Source organism: Acidovorax sp. SRB_14, assembly GCF_012932145.1.
Lineage (GTDB): Bacteria > Pseudomonadota > Gammaproteobacteria > Burkholderiales > Burkholderiaceae_C > Simplicispira.
This window is the reverse complement of the sequence record NZ_MWOK01000004.1, coordinates 170,109-190,032: the sequence shown is the minus strand read 5'-3', so window position 1 is coordinate 190,032 and position 19,924 is coordinate 170,109. Positions and strand designations below refer to the sequence as shown.

The 19,924-nt window shown below is 70.0% G+C and carries 19 protein-coding genes; 16 read left to right on the top strand and 3 right to left on the bottom strand.

Translation table 11 applies throughout. From position 1 onward, the window contains the following. Window positions 1-223: 223 nt before the first annotated feature. The 3 genes from B2J86_RS05065 to B2J86_RS05055 form a co-directional block, all read right to left on the bottom strand. Window positions 224-1,861: an AMP-binding protein gene (locus B2J86_RS05065; RefSeq protein WP_173024872.1), complete on the bottom strand. Its 1,638-nt coding sequence runs from the start codon at window positions 1,859-1,861 to the stop codon at window positions 224-226. Window positions 1,862-1,884: 23 nt separating this feature from the next. Beyond that, on the bottom strand, window positions 1,885-2,553 hold the full coding sequence (locus B2J86_RS05060) for a glutathione S-transferase family protein (protein WP_173024871.1): 669 nt from the start codon (window positions 2,551-2,553) through the stop codon (window positions 1,885-1,887). 73 nt (window positions 2,554-2,626) lie between these two features. Next, complete coding sequence (locus B2J86_RS05055; RefSeq protein WP_173024870.1) at window positions 2,627-3,691, bottom strand: AraC family transcriptional regulator; 1,065 nt, start codon at window positions 3,689-3,691, stop codon at window positions 2,627-2,629. Between the two features lie 156 nt (window positions 3,692-3,847). Here B2J86_RS05055 and B2J86_RS05050 point away from each other — a divergent pair, with 156 nt between their 5' ends. The 16 genes from B2J86_RS05050 (at window position 3,848) to B2J86_RS04975 (ending at window position 19,762) form a co-directional block, all read left to right on the top strand. After that, the gene (locus B2J86_RS05050; protein WP_173024869.1) at window positions 3,848-5,455 is read left to right on the top strand and encodes a carboxyl transferase domain-containing protein; all 1,608 of its coding nucleotides are present in this window, start codon (window positions 3,848-3,850) and stop codon (window positions 5,453-5,455) included. 26 nt (window positions 5,456-5,481) lie between these two features. Next, window positions 5,482-6,369: a dienelactone hydrolase family protein gene (locus B2J86_RS05045; protein WP_173024868.1), complete on the top strand. Its 888-nt coding sequence runs from the start codon at window positions 5,482-5,484 to the stop codon at window positions 6,367-6,369. Next, window positions 6,366-6,881: a DinB family protein gene (locus tag B2J86_RS05040; RefSeq protein WP_169170790.1), complete on the top strand. Its 516-nt coding sequence runs from the start codon at window positions 6,366-6,368 to the stop codon at window positions 6,879-6,881. The genes B2J86_RS05045 and B2J86_RS05040 overlap by 4 nt, the downstream gene beginning before the upstream one ends. Further along, window positions 6,878-7,672: an enoyl-CoA hydratase/isomerase family protein gene (locus B2J86_RS05035; protein WP_169170789.1), complete on the top strand. Its 795-nt coding sequence runs from the start codon at window positions 6,878-6,880 to the stop codon at window positions 7,670-7,672. Before B2J86_RS05040 ends, B2J86_RS05035 begins: the two co-directional genes overlap by 4 nt. A 23-nt stretch (window positions 7,673-7,695) precedes the next feature. Next, window positions 7,696-8,415: a DUF4126 domain-containing protein gene (locus B2J86_RS05030; protein ID WP_169634249.1), complete on the top strand. Its 720-nt coding sequence runs from the start codon at window positions 7,696-7,698 to the stop codon at window positions 8,413-8,415. Between the two features lie 43 nt (window positions 8,416-8,458). Continuing rightward, a complete protein-coding gene (gene bioA / locus B2J86_RS05025; protein ID WP_173024867.1) occupies window positions 8,459-9,796 on the top strand; it encodes an adenosylmethionine--8-amino-7-oxononanoate transaminase in 1,338 nt (445 codons plus the stop codon). Further along, on the top strand, window positions 9,790-11,031 hold the full coding sequence (gene bioF / locus B2J86_RS05020; RefSeq protein WP_173024866.1) for an 8-amino-7-oxononanoate synthase: 1,242 nt from the start codon (window positions 9,790-9,792) through the stop codon (window positions 11,029-11,031). Before bioA ends, bioF begins: the two co-directional genes overlap by 7 nt. Further along, window positions 11,028-11,741, top strand: a complete 714-nt coding sequence (bioD, locus tag B2J86_RS05015) for a dethiobiotin synthase (RefSeq protein WP_173024865.1) — start codon at window positions 11,028-11,030, stop codon at window positions 11,739-11,741. Before bioF ends, bioD begins: the two co-directional genes overlap by 4 nt. A gap of 63 nt (window positions 11,742-11,804) precedes the next feature. Next, the gene (locus B2J86_RS05010) at window positions 11,805-13,838 is read left to right on the top strand and encodes an acetyl/propionyl/methylcrotonyl-CoA carboxylase subunit alpha (RefSeq protein WP_173024864.1); all 2,034 of its coding nucleotides are present in this window, start codon (window positions 11,805-11,807) and stop codon (window positions 13,836-13,838) included. Window positions 13,839-13,926: 88 nt separating this feature from the next. Then, window positions 13,927-14,847: a glyoxylate/hydroxypyruvate reductase A gene (locus B2J86_RS05005; RefSeq protein ID WP_173024863.1), complete on the top strand. Its 921-nt coding sequence runs from the start codon at window positions 13,927-13,929 to the stop codon at window positions 14,845-14,847. A 36-nt stretch (window positions 14,848-14,883) separates the two neighbouring features. After that, window positions 14,884-15,792 (top strand): hydroxymethylglutaryl-CoA lyase, encoded by a 909-nt coding sequence (locus B2J86_RS05000; protein ID WP_169634243.1) that lies wholly within the window; start codon window positions 14,884-14,886, stop codon window positions 15,790-15,792. A 5-nt stretch (window positions 15,793-15,797) separates the two neighbouring features. Then, the gene (locus B2J86_RS04995; RefSeq protein WP_173024862.1) at window positions 15,798-16,310 is read left to right on the top strand and encodes a YbaK/EbsC family protein; all 513 of its coding nucleotides are present in this window, start codon (window positions 15,798-15,800) and stop codon (window positions 16,308-16,310) included. Beyond that, window positions 16,307-16,582 (top strand): DUF1289 domain-containing protein, encoded by a 276-nt coding sequence (locus B2J86_RS04990; RefSeq protein WP_169634241.1) that lies wholly within the window; start codon window positions 16,307-16,309, stop codon window positions 16,580-16,582. Before B2J86_RS04995 ends, B2J86_RS04990 begins: the two co-directional genes overlap by 4 nt. Continuing rightward, the gene (locus B2J86_RS04985; RefSeq protein WP_169634240.1) at window positions 16,579-17,223 is read left to right on the top strand and encodes a 2-hydroxychromene-2-carboxylate isomerase; all 645 of its coding nucleotides are present in this window, start codon (window positions 16,579-16,581) and stop codon (window positions 17,221-17,223) included. The genes B2J86_RS04990 and B2J86_RS04985 overlap by 4 nt, the downstream gene beginning before the upstream one ends. A gap of 56 nt (window positions 17,224-17,279) precedes the next feature. Further along, the gene (locus B2J86_RS04980) at window positions 17,280-19,106 is read left to right on the top strand and encodes a putative nucleotidyltransferase substrate binding domain-containing protein (protein WP_173024861.1); all 1,827 of its coding nucleotides are present in this window, start codon (window positions 17,280-17,282) and stop codon (window positions 19,104-19,106) included. Beyond that, window positions 19,103-19,762, top strand: a complete 660-nt coding sequence (locus B2J86_RS04975; protein ID WP_173024860.1) for a 3'-5' exonuclease — start codon at window positions 19,103-19,105, stop codon at window positions 19,760-19,762. The genes B2J86_RS04980 and B2J86_RS04975 overlap by 4 nt, the downstream gene beginning before the upstream one ends. Window positions 19,763-19,924: the final 162 nt, after the last annotated feature.

Genomic DNA, 19,924 nt, shown 5'->3' with positions numbered 1-19,924 from the left:
CGACTGTTTGAGCCACGCAGTGGCGAGTTGGAGCGAGACCCCGCTGGGCGCGAGCACCGCAGGTTGCCCCGTAGCGCAGCGCAGGGGTCGCAGACTTCGGGTCGCCTTCTCTTTGGTAACTTTCTCTTGGCGACCAAGAGAAAGTTACTGCGCCGCCGGGCGCACATCCTGGCCTCCGCCCTCAGCAAAGCGCGCAAAGCCAATCAAAAAACCAGTCCCCCCATCACCCCTTCTGCCGCTTCTTGAACGCACACAAATCCACCATCCCTGCCAGCGTGCGCGGGTCGCTCCCCGCCGGGAAGATACGGTGCTTCTGGATCTTCTGCGTGCCCGTGGTCGGGATCTCGTCCGCAAACCACCACCAGCCTGGCGCCTTGTAATACGCCAGCTCGCGCAGGCAGAAGTCCTGCAGGGTGCGCGCCGCGTCAGCGTGCGCCAGGTCGGCGGCAGCCGCGGGGTCGAGCACCACGCAGGCCAGCACCTCTTCTTCGCGCACCGCGTCGGGCACGGCCAGCACGGCCGCCTGGTGCACCATCGGGTGCGTGAGCAGCAAGGCCTCGACCTCGGCGGCGGCAATGTTCTCGCCCGAGCGGCGGATGATGTTCTTGCGCCGGTCCATGAAGTGCAGCATGCCGCCGGCATCGCGCGTGACGATGTCGCCGGTGTGGAACCAGCCGCCGCGCCAGGCCGCCTCGGTGGCCTCCGGGTCGTCGAGGTAGCCGCTGAAGAAGTCCTTGCGCGGCGTGGCGGCCGAGTGTCGCACCCACATCTCGCCGGGCTGGCCTGCGGGCACTTCGGCGCCCGATTCGTCCACGACGCAGACCTCCAGGCCGGGCTCCGCGCGGCCAAAGGCGCGCGTGCCGATCTGGCGCGGCGCGTGGTGGTCGGAGAGGATGCGCACGATCTCGGTCATGCCCCAGAGCTCGACCAGCGGCAGGCCAAAGCGCTCTTCGAACACGGCGTGCAGCTGCGGCTCGACGCCGGCGCCGTAGCCAAAGCGCACGCGGTGCGCGCGCTCCAGCGGACTGGCCGGCTGGGCCAGCAGCATGGGCACGACGACGCCCAGGTAATGCACGATGGTGGCGCGGCTCTCGCACACCTCCTGCCACCAGCGCGAGGGCGCAAAGCGGTCGGTCTGCACCTGGCAGCCGCCGGTCAGCAGCATGCAGTAGAACGACAGGATGGACGCGTTCACATGGAACAGCGGCAGCGGGTTGTACAGGCGCTCCTGGCCCTCGCGGATGGCGACCAGGCCGCCCTGGCCGGCATACCAAGCACCGGCCGCGAGCTCGTAGCGGTGCGAGAGCACGCAGCCCTTGGGCCGGCCCGTGGTGCCAGAGGTGTAGAGGATGCTGGCGTGCGTGTCGGCCACGGGCGCGCCGGGCTGCGCGGGCTGGGCCGGTGCAGGCAGCGCCGCCATCTCGTCCGGCGTGGCCACGGGCGGCTGGTGGCGCGCCTCGGCCAGCGCGGCGTGCACGGCGGGCAGGCGCGCGGGCAGCGCCACCGCCAGGTCCACGCGTGCATGGTCGATCAGGTAGGCCAGCTCGCGCGGGCGGTAGTCGGGGTTGATCGGCACCACGCAGGCGCCGAGCGCGTTCAGCGCCAGCTTGTGCAGCATGTGCTCGGGCCGGCTCTCCAGAAACAGGGCGACGCGGTGGCCCAGGCCATAGCCGGCGGCGCGGTAGCGCGCCATCAGGTCCTGCACCTGCGCGCCCGCTTCGCCATAGCCGATCTCGCGGCCCTGCGGGTCGTAGGCGCGCGCCGGGTTGGCGGGCACGGCCAGCAGGCTGTGGGGGCCGTAGGCTGCGGCGGCGCGGAAGAAGGCGTCGCCGATGGTGGTGGTGTCGTCGATGGAGATCATGGCGCGGGCAATGTCAGGGGCGATCAGGGGCGGATATCGGGCGAGGGCTGGGGCGAGATGCCCTCGTCCAGCGCCGCCTGCTGCTGCGCCGCCAGCGCGCGCCGGTAGGCCGGGCGCGCTTGCAGCCGCTGCCAGTAGGCGCGCGTGGCCTCGCCGAGCTGCGCGTCCAGGCCCAGGTGCTGGGCCAGCAGCAGGGCGTAGCCCACGGCCACGTCGGCGGCGGTGAAGCGGCCAGGGCAGAGCCAGTCGCTGCGGGCCGCGGCGCTTTCGACGGCGCGCAGGCGCGCCAGGAACCAGCGGCCATAGTCGTCCGCCACCTGCGGCTGCCGGCGCGCGGGCGGCTCGAAATGCGTGTAGCGCAGCACCAGCGTTTGCGGGAAGGTGAGCGTGGCATCGGCCATGTGCAGCCAGTTCAGGTAGGCGCCAAAGGCCGGGTCGGCGGCCGACACATCGAGCCCTGCCTCGGGTCGCAAGGCCGCGAGGTACTGGCACATGGCGCTGGACTCGGTCATGCGCACGTCGCCGTGCACCAGCAGCGGCACCGTGCCCAGCGGGTTGCGCTCGAGAAAGCTGCGCGCCAGCGTGCGCGGAGGGAACGGCAGCAGGTGCAGCCGGTAAGGGAGCTGCAGCTCTTCGAGCATCCATAGGGGGCGAAACGAGCGCGCGCTGACGCAGTGGTGGAGGTGGATCATGGCGTCGGCGCCTGGGGCAAAACGGCCAGTCTAGGCAAGCAGGCGGAACAAAAACTGCCAACGCGGGCGCAGATCATGCCGGCGCCCGCGCGCTGCGCCGGAACTCGGCGGGCGATTGGCCGGTCCAGCCGCGGAAGGCGCGGATGAAGCTCTTGTCGTTGGTGAAGCCGGCCTCGTGCGCCACCTGCTTGATCGGGCGGTCGGTGCGGTGCAGCAGGGCCACGGCGCGCTCGCGCCGCACCTCGTCTTTGAGCGCCTGCAGCGAGGCGCCCTCGTCCTTGAGCTGGCGGTGCAGGGTGCGCGGCGACAGGTGCAGGCGCAGCGCCAGCGCCTCGGCGCTGTGCGGCGCGCCGGGGTCGGCGGCCAAGGCCTGGCGCACGCGCTGCACCAGCAGGCGGTCGCGCCGGTACTGCAGCACCGTGAGCGGCAGGGCGCGCTCGAGCATCTGGCGCAGCGCGGCCTCGTCGCGCTGCAGTGGCAGCTGCAGGTAGCGCGCGTCAAAGCGCAGCGCCGCGGGCCCGGCGGCAAAGCGCGTGGGACCGGAAAACAGCACGTCGTATGCCGCCTGGTGCGCTGGCGCGGCGAACGGAAACTGCGCGCCCTGCAGCGGTATGCGCGAGTCGATGAACCAGCACGCCAGGCCGTGGATGTTGCGCAGCACGGACACTAGGCAGAACTCGCGCAGGCTGCCGAGGTCGCGGTGCTCGGCGATGGCGATTTCGGCCGTGCCGTCCTGCACGGACAGCGTGAGCGTGATGTCGTCGGCGATCAGCGCATGGTGGCGGCACCAGCGCGCGACGGCCAGCAGCAGGTCGGGCGCGCTGATGGAGGCGCGCGCCAGCATGCCGTAGCTGCCCCAGGGCAGGCGCCGGTTGAACCAGCCCAGGGCTTCGTCGTCCAGCGTCTGCATGGCCAGGCCCGAGAGGCGCTCGAATTGCCAGGCGGTCACGCGCGCTGCCGGATTTTTGGCATCGTCTGGCGCGATTTGTGCCTGGTGCAGCAGCGCGGTCGGGTCCAGGCCGGCGCGTTCGCAGGCCTGGACAATGGCCTGGACAAAGGCTATGGGGGTGGCGGCGGTCCCCCAGGAGTCGGGCGACAGGGGCGGGGCGGAGGGGCGCGCAGAGGGGAAGGGCGGCATGGGCTCCAGTGTGCCGGGCCGTGGCGCTATTTGCAACCACAGTGGCAACCTTGCGGTCGCCACCCGGCTTATTCTTGAGGGCACGAATTCCTGCCGCGGCCAGCGCCTGGCCGACGGCGCCCGTGCCCTGTGATCCTTCGCCCCGGAAAGACCTCCATGCCCGTTTTGCCCACCCAACTCAACGCCCGCTCGGCCGACTTCCTGGCCAACGCCACCGCCATGCGCGCGCTGGTCGAGGACCTGAACGCGCACATCGCCAAGATCTTCGAAGGCGGCGGCGAGGCCGCGCGCGCCAAGCACGTGGCGCGCGGCAAGCTGCTGCCGCGCGAGCGCGTGCAGATGCTGCTCGACCCGGGCACGCCCTTCCTGGAGCTGGCGCCGTTGGCCGCGCTCAACATGTACGGCAATGCCGCGCCCTGCGCCGGCCTGATCGCGGGCATCGGCCGCGTGAGCGGCATCGACTGCATGATCGTCTGCAACGACGCCACCGTGAAGGGCGGCACCTACTACCCGCTCACCGTCAAGAAGCACCTGCGCGCCCAGGAAGTGGCGCAGCAGAACCACCTGCCGTGCATCTACCTGGTTGACTCGGGCGGCGCCAACCTGCCCAACCAGGACGAGGTCTTCCCCGACCGCGACCACTTCGGCCGCATCTTCTACAACCAGGCCCAAATGAGCGCGCAGGGCATCGCGCAGATCGCCGTAGTCATGGGCAGCTGCACGGCAGGCGGCGCCTATGTGCCCGCCATGAGCGACGAGTCCATCATCGTGAAGAACCAGGGCACCATCTTTCTGGGCGGCCCGCCGCTGGTCAAGGCGGCCACGGGTGAAGTGGTGACGGCCGAAGACCTCGGCGGCGGCGACGTACACACGCGCCTGTCGGGCGTGGCCGACCACCTGGCGCAAAACGACCTGCACGCGTTGCAGCTGGCGCGCAACGCCGTGCGCAATTTGAATAAAAACAAGGCTCCAACCCTTGCCGACGCTGCGCCTGCAGCTCCTCTTTTTGCAGCGGAAGAGCTGTACGGCGTGATCCCGGTGGACACGCGCAAGCCGTTTGACGTGCGCGAGATCATTGCGCGCATCGTCGACGGCAGCGAGTTCGACGAGTTCAAGGCGCGCTACGGCACCACGCTGGTCACCGGTTTTGCGCGCATCGAGGGCATGGCCGTGGGCATCATTGCCAACAACGGCATCCTGTTCAGCGAATCGGCGCTCAAGGCGACGCACTTCATCGAGCTGTGCTGCCAGCGCAAGATCCCGCTGGTGTTTTTGCAGAACATCACCGGCTTCATGGTCGGCCGCAAGTACGAGAACGAAGGCATTGCACGCAACGGCGCCAAGATGGTCACGGCCGTGGCCACGGCGAACGTGCCGAAGTTCACCATCATCATCGGTGGCAGCTTTGGCGCCGGCAATTACGGCATGTGCGGCCGCGCCTACAGCCCGCGCTTCCTCTGGATGTGGCCGAACGCGCGCATCTCCGTCATGGGCGGTGACCAGGCCGCCGGCGTGCTCGCCACCGTCAAGCGCGACGGCATCGAAGGCAAGGGTGGCCAGTGGAGCATGGAGGAGGAGGAAGCCTTCAAGGCACCGATCCGCCGCCAGTACGACGACCAGGGCCACCCCTACTACGCCAGCGCGCGCCTGTGGGACGACGGCGTGATCGATCCTGCTGATACGCGCCGCGTGCTCGCGCTGGGCCTGTCGGCCACGCGCAATGCGCCGATCGAGGACACCAAGTTCGGTCTGTTCCGCATGTGATGGCCCTGGCGACGTAGAGATCCATTGTGTCCATCCCTGTGCTCCAACGCCTTTGTCACCGCCTGCTGCTGTGCGCTGCCCTCGGGCTCGGCGCGGCCCCGGTGCTGGCCGCGCCGGCGCTGCAGCGCGTGGAACTGCCCCTGCCATCGGGCGCGGTGCTGCGAGCCCACTGGTTGCCCGTCGAGGGTGACGCACGCAGGCCGGCCGTTCTGGCATTGCACGGCTGCGGCGGGCTCTACGCCAAGGGCGGCGGCCTGTCCGTGCGCTACCGCGAGACGGCCGAGCGCCTGCACGCCGCCGGCTACGCGGTGCTGATGCCCGACAGCTTCGGTTCGCGCGGCGTGCGCGAGGTCTGCCAGACCCGCTACCGCGAGCGCAGCGTGGACGTGGCCCAGCGTGCCCAGGACGCGCGCGCGGCCCTGGCCTGGCTTGCCGCGCAGCCGCAAGTGGATGTTCAGCGCATCGGCGTGCTCGGCTGGTCCAACGGCGCCACCACCACCCTGACCCTGCTGGAGCAGCGCCGCGCGCACCCCGAGGCCGGCGAGCCGCCCCTGGCGGGCGCCGCGGTGTTCTACCCGGGCTGTGCTCCGCTGCACAAGCGCCAGGCCCTGCTCGAGAACACCCCGCTGCTGATGTTGCTGGGCGCGCTCGACGACTGGACGCCACCGCAGCCGTGCGTGGACTTTGCACGCGGCCTGCAGGCGCGCGCCGGCAGTGATGTCAGCGTGCACGTGTACCAGGACAGCTACCACGGCTTCGACGGCATGGCGTCCGTGCGCCTGCGCACCGACGTGCCCAACGGAGCCTTGGCGCAGGGCGTACACCAGGGCGGCAATCCAAAGGCGCGCACAGAGGCGCTGGCTGCGCTCGATGCGTTCTGGAGCCGGGTGCTTGGCACCCGGGCCGCACCATGACTTGGAATGCGCACTTCACTCTGCTGGCGCGCTACAACGCCTGGGCCACGGCGCGCCTGCTGGACGCCGTGGCAGCGCTGCCCGAAGACACCTACCGGCGCGATCTGGGCCTGTTCTTTCGCAGCATCCACGGCACGCTGAACCACCTGCTGGTGGGCGAGCACCATCTGTGGTTTGTGCGCTTTGCCGAAGGCATTTCACCCCAGGTGGCGCTGGACCACGAGATCGAGCCCGACCGTGCGCGGCTGGACGCCCGCCTGCGCGCAGGCGCGGCCCGCTGGGAGCCGCTGATCGCCACGCTGCCCGCAGAGCGCTGGGGCCAGACGCTGGACTACACCACCACGCGCGGTGTGGCGGCCTCGCTGCCGTTCGCCGCCACGCTGGCCCATGTGTTCAACCATGGAACCCACCACCGCGGCCAGATCACGGCGGCACTCACCGCCCTGGGCCAGCCCTGCCCCGAGCTGGATCTCGTCTACTTTTTGCAAGCCGAACAAAGCGACACACCATGAGCAGCAATCTTCAAATCACCTGCGACGGCGCCGTGGCGCGCATCACGCTTACGCAGCCTGAAATTCGCAATGCCTTCAGCGACGAAGTGATCGCCGAGATCACGCAGGCCTTCACCGAGGTGGGCGCGCGCGCCGAGGTGCGCGCCGTGGTGCTGGCCGCCGAGGGACCGGCTTTCTGCGCCGGCGCCAACCTCAACTGGATGCGCCGCATGGCCGACTACACGCATGCCGAAAATTTGGCCGACGCCGCCAAGCTTGCCGACATGCTGCGCGCGATCTACGAATGCCCCAAGCCGACGATCGCGCGCGTGCAGGGCGATGTGTACGCCGGTGGCATGGGCCTGGTCGCGGCATGCGACATGGCGGTGGCGGTGGACACGGCCGGTTTTTGCCTCAGCGAGGTCAAGCTCGGGCTGATCCCGGCCACCATCAGCCCCTATGTCATCCGCGCCATGGGCGCGCGCGCCGCGCACCGCTACTTTCTGACCGCCGAGCGCTTTGATGCCGCCGAAGCACTGCGCATCGGTTTCGTGCACGCGGTGGTGGCGCCTGGCGCGCTCGATACCAAGGTGGACGAATTGCTCCAGGCACTGACCAGCGCTAGCCCGAACGCGGTGCGCGCCTGCAAGAAACTGGTGCTCGACGTTGCCGGGCGCGAGATCGGTGCCGCCCTGGTCGCTGCCACCGTCGAGGGCATCGCCGACATCCGCGCCAGCAGCGAAGGCAAGGAGGGCGTGCAGTCCTTCCTGCACAAGCGCAAGCCGGCGTGGTTGCTGCAACGGACGGATTGAACCCCGCAGGGAGCGCAGCGCCCATGGAAAACCTCTGGCCCACTTTCATTCAATGGCTGCACACGCTCGGCCTGCATCTGGACGTGGGCATGGTGCAGGGCGCGGCTGCCGGCGCGGCTCAGGCGGCGCAAAAGCTCGACATGCCGGGCCTGCTGGCGCTGGCCGCCGCGCTGGGCTGGGCCAGCGGTTTCCGGCTCTATGCCGTGGTGTTTCTGGTCGGCGCGATGGGTGCGGCCGGCTGGCTGCCCCTGCCTCCGGGGCTGCACGTGCTGCAGCACCCGGCGGTGCTGGCCGCCAGCGGCGGCATGCTGCTGGTCGAATTCCTTGCCGACAAGATTCCCTGGCTCGACAGCGCCTGGGATGCGGTGCACGCCTTCATCCGCATCCCTGCCGGAGCCCTGCTGGCGGCCGGGGTGTTTGGCGCCGACAGCGCCACCATGGGCGTGGTCGCGGGCCTGATGGGGGGATCGCTGGCGGCCACGTCGCTGGCCACCAAGATGACCGCGCGCGCGGCCGCCAACACCTCGCCCGAGCCGTTTTCCAATTGGCTGCTGTCCTTCTTCGAGGACGGCCTGGTGGTCGGCGTGGTCTGGCTGGCCACGCAGCACCCGGTGTGGTTTGGCGCCGCGCTGGCCGTGATGCTGCTGCTGTCGGTGCTGCTGCTGGTCGTGCTGTTCAAGTTCTTGAAGGCGGCGTGGCGCCGGCTCGCCGGGCAGGGTGCCACTGCGGCACCGGGTGCCTGAACGGGGTGATTGCACAATTGGTGCCCCTTTTTGCCCCAGGATTTTGACCTTGCACACCGACACCGCCCCTTCGCCCGCCACCGACTGGCCGCAGCGCAGCCTGCGCGCCGTCTGGCACCCGTGCACGCAAATGGCGCGTGCCGAGCAGGTGCCTCCCCTGGCCATCGCGCGCGGTGCAGGCCCGTGGCTGTATGGCTACGACGGTCGCCGCTATTTCGATGCCAACAGCTCGTGGTGGGTCAACCTGTTCGGCCACGCCGACGCCCGCACCAACGACGCCATTAAGCAGCAGCTCGACACCCTGCCGCACGTCATGCTGGCGGGCTGCACCCACGCGCCCGCGGTGCTGCTGGCCGAAAAGCTGGCGGCCCTGACCGGCGGCGCGCTGGGCCACACCTTCTTTGCCAGCGATGGCGCCAGCGCCGTGGAGATCGCGCTCAAGATGAGCTTTCATGCGTGGCGCAATCTGGGCCAGAGCGCGCGGCGTGAATTCATCTGCCTGCGCCATGGCTACCACGGCGAGACTCTGGGCGCCCTGTCGGTCACCGACGTGGCGGTGTTCCGCGACGCCTACGACCCGCTCTTGATGCGCTCGCACGTGGTCGAAGCGCCCGACTCGCGCCAGGGCCCGATGCAAGAGGCCCGCGCCCTGGCCGACATGCGCCGCATGCTGACCGAGCGGCGCGGCCACATTGCCGCCGTCATCATCGAGCCGCTGGTGCAGTGCGCTGCCGGCATGGTGATGCACGAGCCCTCGTACCTGCGCGCGCTGCGTGCGCTGTGCGATGAATTTGACGTGCACCTGATTGCCGACGAGATTGCCGTGGGCTGTGGGCGCAGCGGCAGTTTTTTTGCGTTCGAGCAGGCCGATGCCGGCTGGCCCGACTTCATCACCCTGTCCAAAGGCATCAGCGGCGGCACCCTGCCCCTGTCGCTGGTGCTGACCACCGATGCGGTCTACCAGTGCTTCTGGAGCGAGCAGGTCGAGCGCGGCTTTTTGCACTCGCATTCCTACACCGGCAATGCGCTGGCCTGCGCGGCGGCCAACGCGGTGCTCGACCGCTTTGCCAGCGACGATGTGCTGGCGCGCAACCGCGATCAGGCGCGCTGGCTGGCCGATGCCTTTGCGCCGCTGGCCACCGATGCGCGCGTGCAGCACCTGCGCCAGCGCGGCATGATTCTGGCGTTCGATGTGCGCGAGGACCTGGCGCCGCCGGGCTTTGCCGAGCGTTTTCACCTGGTCGCGCGCCAGCATGAATTGCTGATCCGACCGATCGGCCGCACCGTGTATGTCATGCCACCCTATGTGATGGACGAGGCGCTGGCGCAGTTTCTGGCGCGCGCTGTCATGGCCACGCTGGATGGGGTGCTGGCATGCTGATCGACTACCTGCAAGCCAAGCTCGACGCGCTGGCCGCGCAGAACCTGACGCGCGTGCTGCGCGAGGCCGGCAGCGCGACCGCGCCGCGCCAGCAGGTGCAGGCGGCCGGTGGCGCATCGCGCGAACTTCTGATGTTCTGCAGCAACGACTACCTGGGCCTGGCCGCGCACCCCGCGCTGGCGCTGGCCATGGGCGAAGGGGTGGCGCGCTACGGCGTGGGCTCGGGCTCGTCGCACCTCATCAGCGGTCACTCGCAGGCGCACGCCGCGCTGGAGCGCGCCCTCGGTGACTGGATGGCGCCCTGCATTCCCGATGCGCGCGCGCTGTTTTTCTGCACCGGCTACATGGCCAACCTAGCGGTGCTCACGGCGCTGGGCGATGCCGGCGCCGAGATCTTTTCCGAAGAGGTCAACCACGCTTCGCTGATCGACGGCGCGCGCCTGGCGCGCGCGGCCGTGCAGCGCTACGGCCACGGCGACATGGCGGGGCTGGCGCGGTTGCTGCAGGCCAGCACGGCGCGCATCAAGCTCATCGTGACCGATGCGGTCTTCAGCATGGACGGCGATCTGGCGCCGCTGGCCGCGCTGCTCGCGCTGGCCGAGGCGCACGACGCCTGGCTGATCGTGGACGACGCGCACGGCTTCGGCGTGCTCGGGCCCCAGGGGCGCGGCACGCTGGCGTACCTGGGCCTGCGCAGCGAGCGTCTGATCGCGATCGGCACGCTGGGCAAGGCGGCTGGTGTGGCCGGCGCCTTTGTGGCCGCGCACCCGACCATCACCGAGTACCTGCTGCAGGCCGCGCGCCCGTACATCTTCACCACCGCCGCACCGCCCGCGCTGGCGCACACGCTGTTGGCCAGCCTGCAGCTGGTGGCCGGAGACGAGGGCGATGCGCGGCGGGTGCAACTGCGCGCCTTGCAGCAGCAACTGCAAGCCGGCGTGGCGGCGCTGCTGGCGCGCCACGCGCCACCGGGTTGGCGCCTGCTGCCGTCCGACACCCCCGTGCAGCCCCTGGTGGTGGGCGCCAATGCCCAGGCGCTGGCGTTGGCGGCGCGGCTGGAGCAGCGCCACGGCATCCGCGTGCCGGCGATCCGGCCGCCCACAGTGCCGGCCGGCACGGCGCGCTTGCGCATCACCTTGTGCGCCAGCCACACCGCCGCCGACATCGACCTGCTGCTGGACGCGCTGCAAGAGTGCGCGCAGCACCTGGCGGGCGCTGCGGAGGCCGTGGCATGAAGGGCCTGTTCATCACCGGCACCGACACGGAGATCGGCAAGACCTGCGTCACTGCCGGGCTGGCGCATGCGCTGGCGCAGACGGGCCTGCGCGTGGCCGCGCTCAAGCCCGTCGCGGCAGGGCAGGAATGCGTGGATGGCGTCTGGGTCAACGAAGACGTGCGGCAACTGCGCGATGCCGGCAATGCGGGCTTGACGGACAGTGACGTGGGCCCGTGGCAATTGCGCGCCGCCTGTGCGCCCCATGTGGCGGCGCGCCTGGAAGGCCGCAGCCTGGCACCGCAGGCGCTGCTGGCCGAAGTGCGCCGTGTAGCGCAGCGCGCCGACATCGCCCTGGTCGAAGGTGTGGGCGGTTTTTGCGTGCCGCTGGTGCCCGGCTGGGACACGGCCGACCTGGCCCGCGAGCTGGCCCTGCCCGTGGTGCTGGTGGTGGGCCTGCGCCTGGGCTGCCTGAGCCATGCCTTCCTGACGGCCGAGGCGGTGCGCGCGCGTGGCCTGGTGCTGGCCGGCTGGGTCGCCAACACCGTCGATGCCGCCATGCCGCACCTGCCCGACCAGATCACCGCCCTGCAAGACGGACTGGGCGCGCCCTGCTGGGGCCAGGTGCCGCGCTTTGAACTGCAGCCCCACCGGGCAGCGGTGGCTGCGCACCTGGATGTGGCGGCTGTGCTGCGCGCCTGTGGCGTGGTTGCGGGAGTGCCGGGGCCGTGACGGCCTGGGATTTTTGAGACCGGGTGCGTGGGCACGCGGGCGTTTTCACCTTGGAGTTTTCTCATGTTTACAAAAATTCTCATAGCCAACCGCGGTGAAATCGCCTGCCGGGTCGCCGCCACTGCCCGTCGCATGGGCATCCGGACCGTCGCCGTCTATTCCGACGCCGACGCCCGCGCCAAGCATGTGGCCGTCTGCGACGAGGCGGTGCACATCGGCGGCAGCGCGCCGCAGGACAGCTACTTGCGCTGGGAAAAGATCATTGCCGCGGCCCAGGCCACGGGCGCGCAGGCCATTCACCCCGGCTACGGCTTCCTGAGCGAGAACGACGCGTTCGCCCAGGCCTGCGCCGATGCGGGCCTGGTTTTCATCGGCCCGCCCGCGTCGGCTATTTCCGCCATGGGCCTGAAGGCCGAGTCCAAGCAGCTGATGGAAAAGGCCGGCGTGCCGCTGGTGCCTGGCTACCACGGCAGCGACCAGGATCCGGCACTGCTGCAGCGCGAGGCCGACCGCATCGGCTACCCCGTGCTCATCAAGGCCAGCGCCGGCGGCGGCGGCAAGGGCATGCGCGTGGTGGACAGGTCCGAGGACTTTGCCGCCGCGCTCGCCAGTTGCCAGCGCGAGGCCATCAACAGCTTTGGCCTGGATGCCGTGCTGATTGAAAAGTACGTGCAGCGCCCGCGCCACATCGAGATCCAGGTGTTTGGCGACACGCTGGGCAACTGCGTCTACCTGTTCGAGCGCGACTGCTCGGTGCAGCGGCGCCACCAGAAGGTGCTGGAAGAAGCGCCAGCGCCGGGCATGACGCCGGAGCTGCGCGCGCGCATGGGCGAGGCCGCCGTGGCCGCCGCGCGCGCGGTGAACTACGTCGGCGCGGGCACGGTGGAATTCATCGTCGAGCAGCCTGGCGGCTACGCGCACCCCGAGCAGATGAAGTTCTTCTTCATGGAGATGAACACGCGCCTGCAGGTCGAGCACCCGGTGACCGAGGCCATCACCGGCGAAGACCTGGTCGAGTGGCAGTTGCGCGTGGCCAGTGGCGAGCCCCTGCCCAAACGCCAGGACGAGCTGCGCATCACCGGCCATGCCATCGAAGCGCGCATCTGCGCCGAGAACCCCGACAACCAGTTCCTGCCGGCCACCGGCACGCTGCACGTGTACCGCAAGCCGCCCGCCACCAGTTTCGAGCGGGGCACGGTGCGCATCGACGACGGCGTGCGCGAGGGCGACGCCATCAGCCCGTTCTACGACCCCATGGTCGCCAAGCTCATCGTGCACAGCGACACGCGCGAACAGGCCCTGGCGCGGCTCGATGAGGCACTGGCGCAGACGCACATCGTCGGCCTGGCGACCAACGTGCAGTTTCTGCGCCTGGTCGCGCGCAGCGACTCGTTTGCCAACGCTCAGCTCGACACCGCGCTGATCCCGCGCGAGGAGGCCGTGCTGTTCCAGCAGGAACGCGTGGGCCTGCCGCTGGCGGCCGCCGCCGCCGTGGCGCAGACCCTGCTGCGCGAGCGTGCCCGCGAAGGCGCAGACCCCTTCAGCCGCCGCGACGGCTGGCGCTCGCACGGCCTGGTCGAGCGCCGCTTTGAGTTCGATTTCGGCGGCACGCACGCCAAGGCCAGCCTGGCCTGCCTGCACGGCGGCGGCCTGCGCCTGAGCGTGGGTGAGGGCGCCGGGGCGGTGTCCGGCCCGCTGGTGTTCGAGGCCGCCGGGCGCGGCATCGACCTGCAGTACGCCGGCCAGCGCACCCTGGCGACCGTGTACGCCATGGGCGAAACCGACCATGTGTTCACTCCCCAGGGCGCGACGCAGATCGTCGCCATCGACCTGCTGGCCCATGCGGGCGAGGCCCAGGACGAAGGCGGCCGCCTGACGGCGCCCATGCCGGGCAAGGTGGTGTCGTTCGCCGTGCAGGCGGGCGACACGGTGAGCAAGGGACAGGCGCTGGCCGTGATGGAGGCCATGAAGATGGAGCACACCATCGCCGCGCCGCGCGCGGGCGTGGTGCAGGAACTGCTCTATGCGCCCGGCGACCAGGTCATGGAAGGCGCAGAGCTGCTCAAGCTGGCCGCCGTAGCCGACGCAACTGCCTGAACTTGCCTGACCCGCACGACCGGGCCGGGCGCAATGCGCACCCCGGTGCGACAGCGCCCGGCCCGCGCAGGCGTTAACCTCGCACGCCATGAAAATCACTTTTTGCTGTACCGACACCAAATCCGAACCCTGGCTGCAGGGCCTGGCCGCCGCGCTGCCCGGCGCTGACATCAGCGTCTGGCAGGCCGGGGCGCCGCAGGCCGACTACGCCGTCGTCTGGGCGCCGCCCCAGCAGTTCCTCGACGAGCAGCCGGGCCTGAAAGCCCTGTTCAACATTGGCGCCGGCGTGGACGCATTGCTCAAGCTGCGCCTGCCGCCCACCATCCCCGTGGTGCGGCTCGACGACGCCGGCATGGCGGTGCAGATGGCCGAATACGTGTGCCATGCCGTCATCCGCCATTTCCGTGAGTTCGACGCCTACGAAGAGAGCACGCGCGCGGGGCAATGGGCCTACCGCAAGCCGCGCCTGCGCGCCGACTTCGCCGTCGGCGTCATGGGCCTGGGCGTGCTGGGCGAGCGCGTGGCCAAGGCCTTGGCGCAGTTCGAGTTTCCGGTCAACGGCTGGAGCCGCTCGCCCAAGGCGCTGGGCGGCGTGCGCTGCTACAGCGGCGCCGAAGGTTTCAACGACTTCCTGGCCGCCAGCCGCGTCTTGGTCAACCTGCTGCCGCTGACGCCTGAAACGCAGGACATCCTCAACCAGGGCACCCTCTCGCGCTTGCAGAGCGGCGGCTACGTCATCAACGTGGCGCGCGGCGCGCACCTGGTCGACGACGACCTGATCGCGCTGCTCGCCAGCGGCCACCTGGCCGGCGCCACGCTCGACGTGTTCCGCACCGAGCCGCTGCCCGCCGGCCACCCGTTCTGGCAGCACCCGAAAATCACCGTCACGCCGCACACCTCGGCGCGCACCCTGCGCGATGAAACCATTGCGCAGATTGCGGGCAAGATCGCTGCCCTGCAGCGCGGCGAGGCCGTGGCGGGTATCGTGAACCCCGACCGCGGCTACTGAAGGCCCGCGCAGTTATCTGGAGTTGAGGACCTTTCCATGAACTACCCCTCCCGCGTCAAGCTCGTCGATGTTGGCCCGCGCGACGGCCTGCAGAACGAAAAATCGCCCGTGCCCTTTGACGTCAAGGTCGGCCTGGTGCACCGCCTGCAGGACGCCGGCCTCACAGAGATCGAGGTTACCAGCTACGTCAGCCCCAAATGGGTGCCGCAGATGGCCGACAACCACGCTGTGATGCAAGGCATCGCGCGCAAGCAAGGCGTGCGCTACTCGGTGCTCACGCCCAACCTGCAAGGCTTCGAGGCCGCCGTGGCCGACCGGCCCGACGAGATCGTGGTCTTCGGCTCGGCCAGCGAGGCCTTCAGCCAGAAGAACATCAACTGCAGCATTGCCGAGAGCATCGAGCGCTTTGCGCCCGTGGTCGAGGCCGCGCGCGCCGCCGGCATCGCCGTGCGCGGCGCCATGAGCTGCACCGTCGGCTGCCCCTACGAGGGCGAAATTGCGCCCGAGCGCGTGGCGTACCTGGCCGGCCTGATGAAGGGCATCGGCGTGCAGCATGTCGGCGTGGCCGACACCATCGGCGTGGGCACGCCGCTCAAGGTGCAGCGCGCGGTCGAAGCCACGCTGCAGCACTACGGCATCGACGACGTGTCGGGCCACTTCCATGACACCTACGGCCAGGCGCTGGTCAACACCCTGGCCACGCTGCAGATGGGCGTGTGGCAGTACGACACCTCGGTCGCGGGCCTGGGCGGCTGCCCGTACGCCAAGGGCGCCACCGGCAACGTGGCCACCGAAGACGTGGTCTACCTGCTGCACGGCATGGGCATCGAGACGGGGATCGACCTCGACAAGCTGATCGACGCCGGTGCCTACATCAGCGATTTCCTCGGCCGCAAGCCCAATTCGCGCGCGGCGATGGCGATCTTGAACAAGCGGGCAGGGTGAGCGCCATGTGTGGAGCTGAATTGAAAGCCTTGCCCGAGGGCGTGCAGCGCGTGGCGGCGGCCTTGCAGGCGCTGGGCCATCCGCACATGCCGCGCATGCTCGACGACGCCTGCCGCACCGCGCAGCAGGCGGCCGATGTGCTGGGCATCGAGGTCGGCCAGGTGGCCAAGAGCATCATCTTCCGGCGCAAGAGCGACGATGTCGCGGTGCTGGTCGTGACCTCGGGCGACCGGCGCGTCGACGAGAAGAAGGTCGAGGCGCTGGTCGGCAAGCTGGGCCGCGCCGACGCCGAATTCGTCAAGGCGCGCACCGGCTTCAGTATTGGCGGCGTCTCACCCCTGGCGCACGCCACGCCGCCGGTCACGCTGATCGACCGCGAACTGCAGCGCTTTGACGTGCTGTGGGCTGCAGCGGGCCACCCGCACGGCGTGTTTGCACTGCACCCAAGCGATTTGCAACGGCTCACTGGCGCACCCGTGGTGGACGTGGTGCAGGAAACAGAACAGAGACAAGCATGAATGCTATTGAACCAATAGCTGCTCGCGCAAGCCTGCTGGGCGCTGCGGGCTATTTTGACCAAAATTCGGACGAGGATGTCCCCTCGCCCTGCATCTCGGTCTGCCGCATGACCGAAGACCGCAGCCACTGCGCCGGGTGCTTTCGCACCATCCCCGAGATCCGCGCCTGGTCGCAGGCCGACCGGGCGCAGCGCCTGGCCATCTGGGCGCAGCTGTCGCAGCGCGCGGGCGTGCCGTTTCCGCCCGAGACCCTGGCGCAGGAGCCGACATGAAGCACATCACCTTCTACCTCGACTTTGTCTCGCCCTATGCCTGGCTGGCCTTCGAGCGCCTGCCCGAGGTGCTCGAAGGGCTGAGCTACAGCGTCGAATACCGGCCGGTGCTGCTGGGCGCGCTGCTGCAGCAGCATGGCAACCCGGGCCCGGCCGGCATTCTTCCGAAGCGCGACTGGACCTACCGCCACGTCAGCTGGCTGGGCCACGCGCTCGGCGTGCCGCTCGCGATGCCGCTGCGCCACCCGTTCAATCCGCTGCCGCTGTTGCGCCAGGCGCTGGCCTGCAGCGCGGACGGCAGCGTCAACCGCTTTGTCGCCGGCACGGTGCTACGCCATGTCTGGCAGGGCGGGCACGAGGCGCTCGATGCGGCGCGGCTCGATGCGCTGGCGGCCGAGCTGGCGCCGCAGCTGCAGCCGGGCCAGGACAGCGCCAGCGCGCAACCGAAGGCGCTGCTGCGCGCCAACACCGAGGCCGCGGCCGCGCGCGGCGTGTTCGGCGTGCCGGCGTTCGAGGTCGATGGCAAGCTGTTCTGGGGGCTCGACGGCCTGCCCATGCTGCGCGCCTACCTCGAAGGCGACGCCTGGTTCGACACCGGCTGGGACGCCGCTGCAAGCGTGGCGCAAGGCCTGCCGGGTTGAATGCGGGGGCCGCAGCCTGAACCGAGGCCGCAGGCGGTTCACCATCGCGCCCCACCATGCCCAACGCCTTCAACTTTGCCGCGTCGCCGTTCGACTGCCTGAGCCTGGACGAGCAGCGCCTGGTGCAGGACAGCGTTGACATCGCCTACTTCCCCGAGGGCGCCGTGGTGCTCGAGGTGGGCGCGGTGCCCACGCACCTGTTCATTCCCATCAAGGGCTATGTCACGCAGACCGAGGGCGACGAGGTGCTGGCCACCTACGGCCCCGACGACAGCTTCGACGGCCGCGGCCTGGTGGCCGGGCGCGTCAGCAGCCGCTTCGTCGCGGCCCAGGAGGTGGTGGCCTACCAGCTGGCCCGCGCAACGGTGAAGGAGCTGATCGCGCGCAACACCACCTTCGGCGCGCTGCTGTTTTCCGACATCGGGCACAAGCTCAGCGCGCTGGCCCAGCGCCCGGACCAGCACGAGCGCCAGTCGCTGACGCTGGCGCGCGTGGACGCGGCCTACCTGCGCCCGGCGCACACGGTCGATGCCGGGTGCGACATCGTTTCCGTGGTGCGGCTGTTCCAGGCGCAGCGCACCACCAGCGTGTTGGTCACGGGGCTGGCAGGGGGGCTGGGCATCTTCACCAACACCACGCTGCAGCGCGCCATCCTCGACGGGCGGCCGCTCGACCGGCTGGCGGTGGGCGAGCTGGCCAGCCGCCCGGTGGTCACCGTGCGCGCGTCCGACCAGCTCGGAGACGCCATGGCGCTGCTGCTGCGCGAGCGCGTGCACCGCGTGGTGGTGCTGGACGACGAGGAAAAGGGCGGCGGGGTGCGCGGCATCCTCGAGGCGCTCGACCTGTTCAGCTTCCTGGCCAACCACTCGCACCTGATCACGGTGCAGATCGAGCAGGCGCAGGACCTGCAGGCGCTGGCGCAGGCGGCCGCGCAGATCACGCGACTCATTGCCGCGCTGCACCGCGGCGGCACGCGCATCGGCCTGATGGCCAAGCTGGTGCAGCAGCTCAACGCGCGCCTGTTCGAGCGCGCCTGGGGCATGGTGGCGCCGGCCGAGCTGGTGGCCCACAGCTGCCTGTTCGTCATGGGCAGCGAGGGGCGCGGAGAACAGCTGCTCAAGACCGACCAGGACAACGGCCTGCTGCTGCGCGACGGCTACACCGCGCCGCAAGACCTGGATGCCATCTGCCAGCGTTTTTCGGACGTACTGGAGCGCTTTGGCTACCCCGAGTGCCCGGGCCGCATCATGCTCAGCAACCCCGAATGGCGCGGCACGGCCAGCGAATTCACGCGGCGCGTGCGCCAGTGGCTGCTGCTGCCCGAAGGTGACAGCCTGATGAACCTGGCCATCTTCCTCGACGCGCACGCGGTGGCGGGCGACGCCGCGCTGCTGGCCGGTGTGCGGAGCGGGCTGATGGCGCTGGCCACCGACAACGACGCCCTGGTTGCGCGCTTTGCCGCGGCGGCCCTGCAGTTCGACAACGGCGGCGGCTGGTGGAACCGGCTGCTGGGCCTGGGCGACGACGTGCGCCAGATCAGCCTGAAGAAGGCCGGCATCTTTCCCATCGTGCACGGCGTGCGCAGCCTGGCGCTGGCGCGGCGCGTGACCGCCACCGGCACGGCCGAGCGCGTGGCCGCGCTGGCGGCCGATGGCACGCTGGACGCTCGGCTCGGCGAGGAGCTGGTGGAGAGCCTGCACTTTCTGATGGGGCTGCGCCTGAAGGCCGGGCTGGCGGAGGTCGACACCGGCCGCGCCGTCACCGGCAATGTCGATCCGCAGCGCCTGAGCAGCCTGGAGCGCGACCTGCTCAAGGACGCGCTCACCGTGGTCAAGCGCTTCAAGGCGCTGCTGCACCAGCGCCTGCGGCTGGACGCGCTGTGAGCGCCGCCACCGGTCCGCGCCGCTGGCTGGCGCAGCTGCGGCGCCGCTGGCTGCTCTACCACCTGGCCGACCCGGCCTATGCCTTCCTGTTCGATCCGCCGCCGCCCGGGGAATGGGTGGCGCTGGACTGCGAGACCACGGGGCTCAACGTGCGCAGCGACGACATCATCGCCATCGGCGCGGTGCGCATCGCCGGCAACCGGATCCTGACCAGCCAGCGCCTGGAGCTGCTGGTGCGCCCCGGCAAGGACGTGCCGGCCGAGAGCGTGCGCATCCACCGCCTGCGCAGCCGGGACGTGGCCCAGGGGCTGCCGCTGGGCGAGGCGATGCACCAGCTGCTGCACTTCATCGGCAGCCGCCCGCTGGTGGGCTACTTCCTCGAGTTCGACGTCGCCATGCTCAACCGCGCCCTCTGGCCGCTCCTCGGCATGGGGCTGCCGCAGCAAAAAATAGAGGTCTCGGCGCTGTACTACGACCACAAGTTCCGGCAGCTGCCGCCCTACCAGCAGCAGGCCAACGCGGACATCGACCTGCGCTTTGCCAAGCTGATGGACGACCTGGGCCTGCCCCAGCGCGAGGCGCACGACGCGCTCAACGATGCGGTGATGGCGGCACTGGCGTTCGTCAAGCTGCGCCACTTGCGCGGCGGCGGCTGAGGCGTGGTCCCTGCCGCTGCGTTCCCCGCCAGGGGCAGGACGCCGGCGTTGGAGATTCAAGCCAAATCGGCCTCAAACGCTGATCAGGCAAGCGCTGAAAGCTCTCTTTTTGGGAGTGCTTGCGCGCTTGGGCGGCCCGAGCGCACACGGCGCGGCACCGGG

Excerpts from the sequence above, each read along its gene's own strand:
- B2J86_RS05065 (WP_173024872.1), bottom strand. The coding sequence starts at position 1,861 with ATGATCTCCATCGACGACACCACCACCATCGGCGACGCCTTCTTCCGC.
- B2J86_RS05060 (WP_173024871.1), bottom strand. The coding sequence starts at position 2,553 with ATGATCCACCTCCACCACTGCGTCAGCGCGCGCTCGTTTCGCCCCCTA.
- B2J86_RS05055 (WP_173024870.1), bottom strand. The coding sequence starts at position 3,691 with ATGCCGCCCTTCCCCTCTGCGCGCCCCTCCGCCCCGCCCCTGTCGCCC.
- B2J86_RS05050 (WP_173024869.1), top strand. The coding sequence starts at position 3,848 with ATGCCCGTTTTGCCCACCCAACTCAACGCCCGCTCGGCCGACTTCCTG.
- B2J86_RS05040 (WP_169170790.1), top strand. The coding sequence starts at position 6,366 with ATGACTTGGAATGCGCACTTCACTCTGCTGGCGCGCTACAACGCCTGG.
- B2J86_RS05035 (WP_169170789.1), top strand. The coding sequence starts at position 6,878 with ATGAGCAGCAATCTTCAAATCACCTGCGACGGCGCCGTGGCGCGCATC.
- B2J86_RS05030 (WP_169634249.1), top strand. The coding sequence starts at position 7,696 with ATGGAAAACCTCTGGCCCACTTTCATTCAATGGCTGCACACGCTCGGC.
- bioF (WP_173024866.1), top strand. The coding sequence starts at position 9,790 with ATGCTGATCGACTACCTGCAAGCCAAGCTCGACGCGCTGGCCGCGCAG.
- bioD (WP_173024865.1), top strand. The coding sequence starts at position 11,028 with ATGAAGGGCCTGTTCATCACCGGCACCGACACGGAGATCGGCAAGACC.
- B2J86_RS05010 (WP_173024864.1), top strand. The coding sequence starts at position 11,805 with ATGTTTACAAAAATTCTCATAGCCAACCGCGGTGAAATCGCCTGCCGG.
- B2J86_RS05005 (WP_173024863.1), top strand. The coding sequence starts at position 13,927 with ATGAAAATCACTTTTTGCTGTACCGACACCAAATCCGAACCCTGGCTG.
- B2J86_RS05000 (WP_169634243.1), top strand. The coding sequence starts at position 14,884 with ATGAACTACCCCTCCCGCGTCAAGCTCGTCGATGTTGGCCCGCGCGAC.
- B2J86_RS04995 (WP_173024862.1), top strand. The coding sequence starts at position 15,798 with ATGTGTGGAGCTGAATTGAAAGCCTTGCCCGAGGGCGTGCAGCGCGTG.
- B2J86_RS04990 (WP_169634241.1), top strand. The coding sequence starts at position 16,307 with ATGAATGCTATTGAACCAATAGCTGCTCGCGCAAGCCTGCTGGGCGCT.
- B2J86_RS04985 (WP_169634240.1), top strand. The coding sequence starts at position 16,579 with ATGAAGCACATCACCTTCTACCTCGACTTTGTCTCGCCCTATGCCTGG.
- B2J86_RS04980 (WP_173024861.1), top strand. The coding sequence starts at position 17,280 with ATGCCCAACGCCTTCAACTTTGCCGCGTCGCCGTTCGACTGCCTGAGC.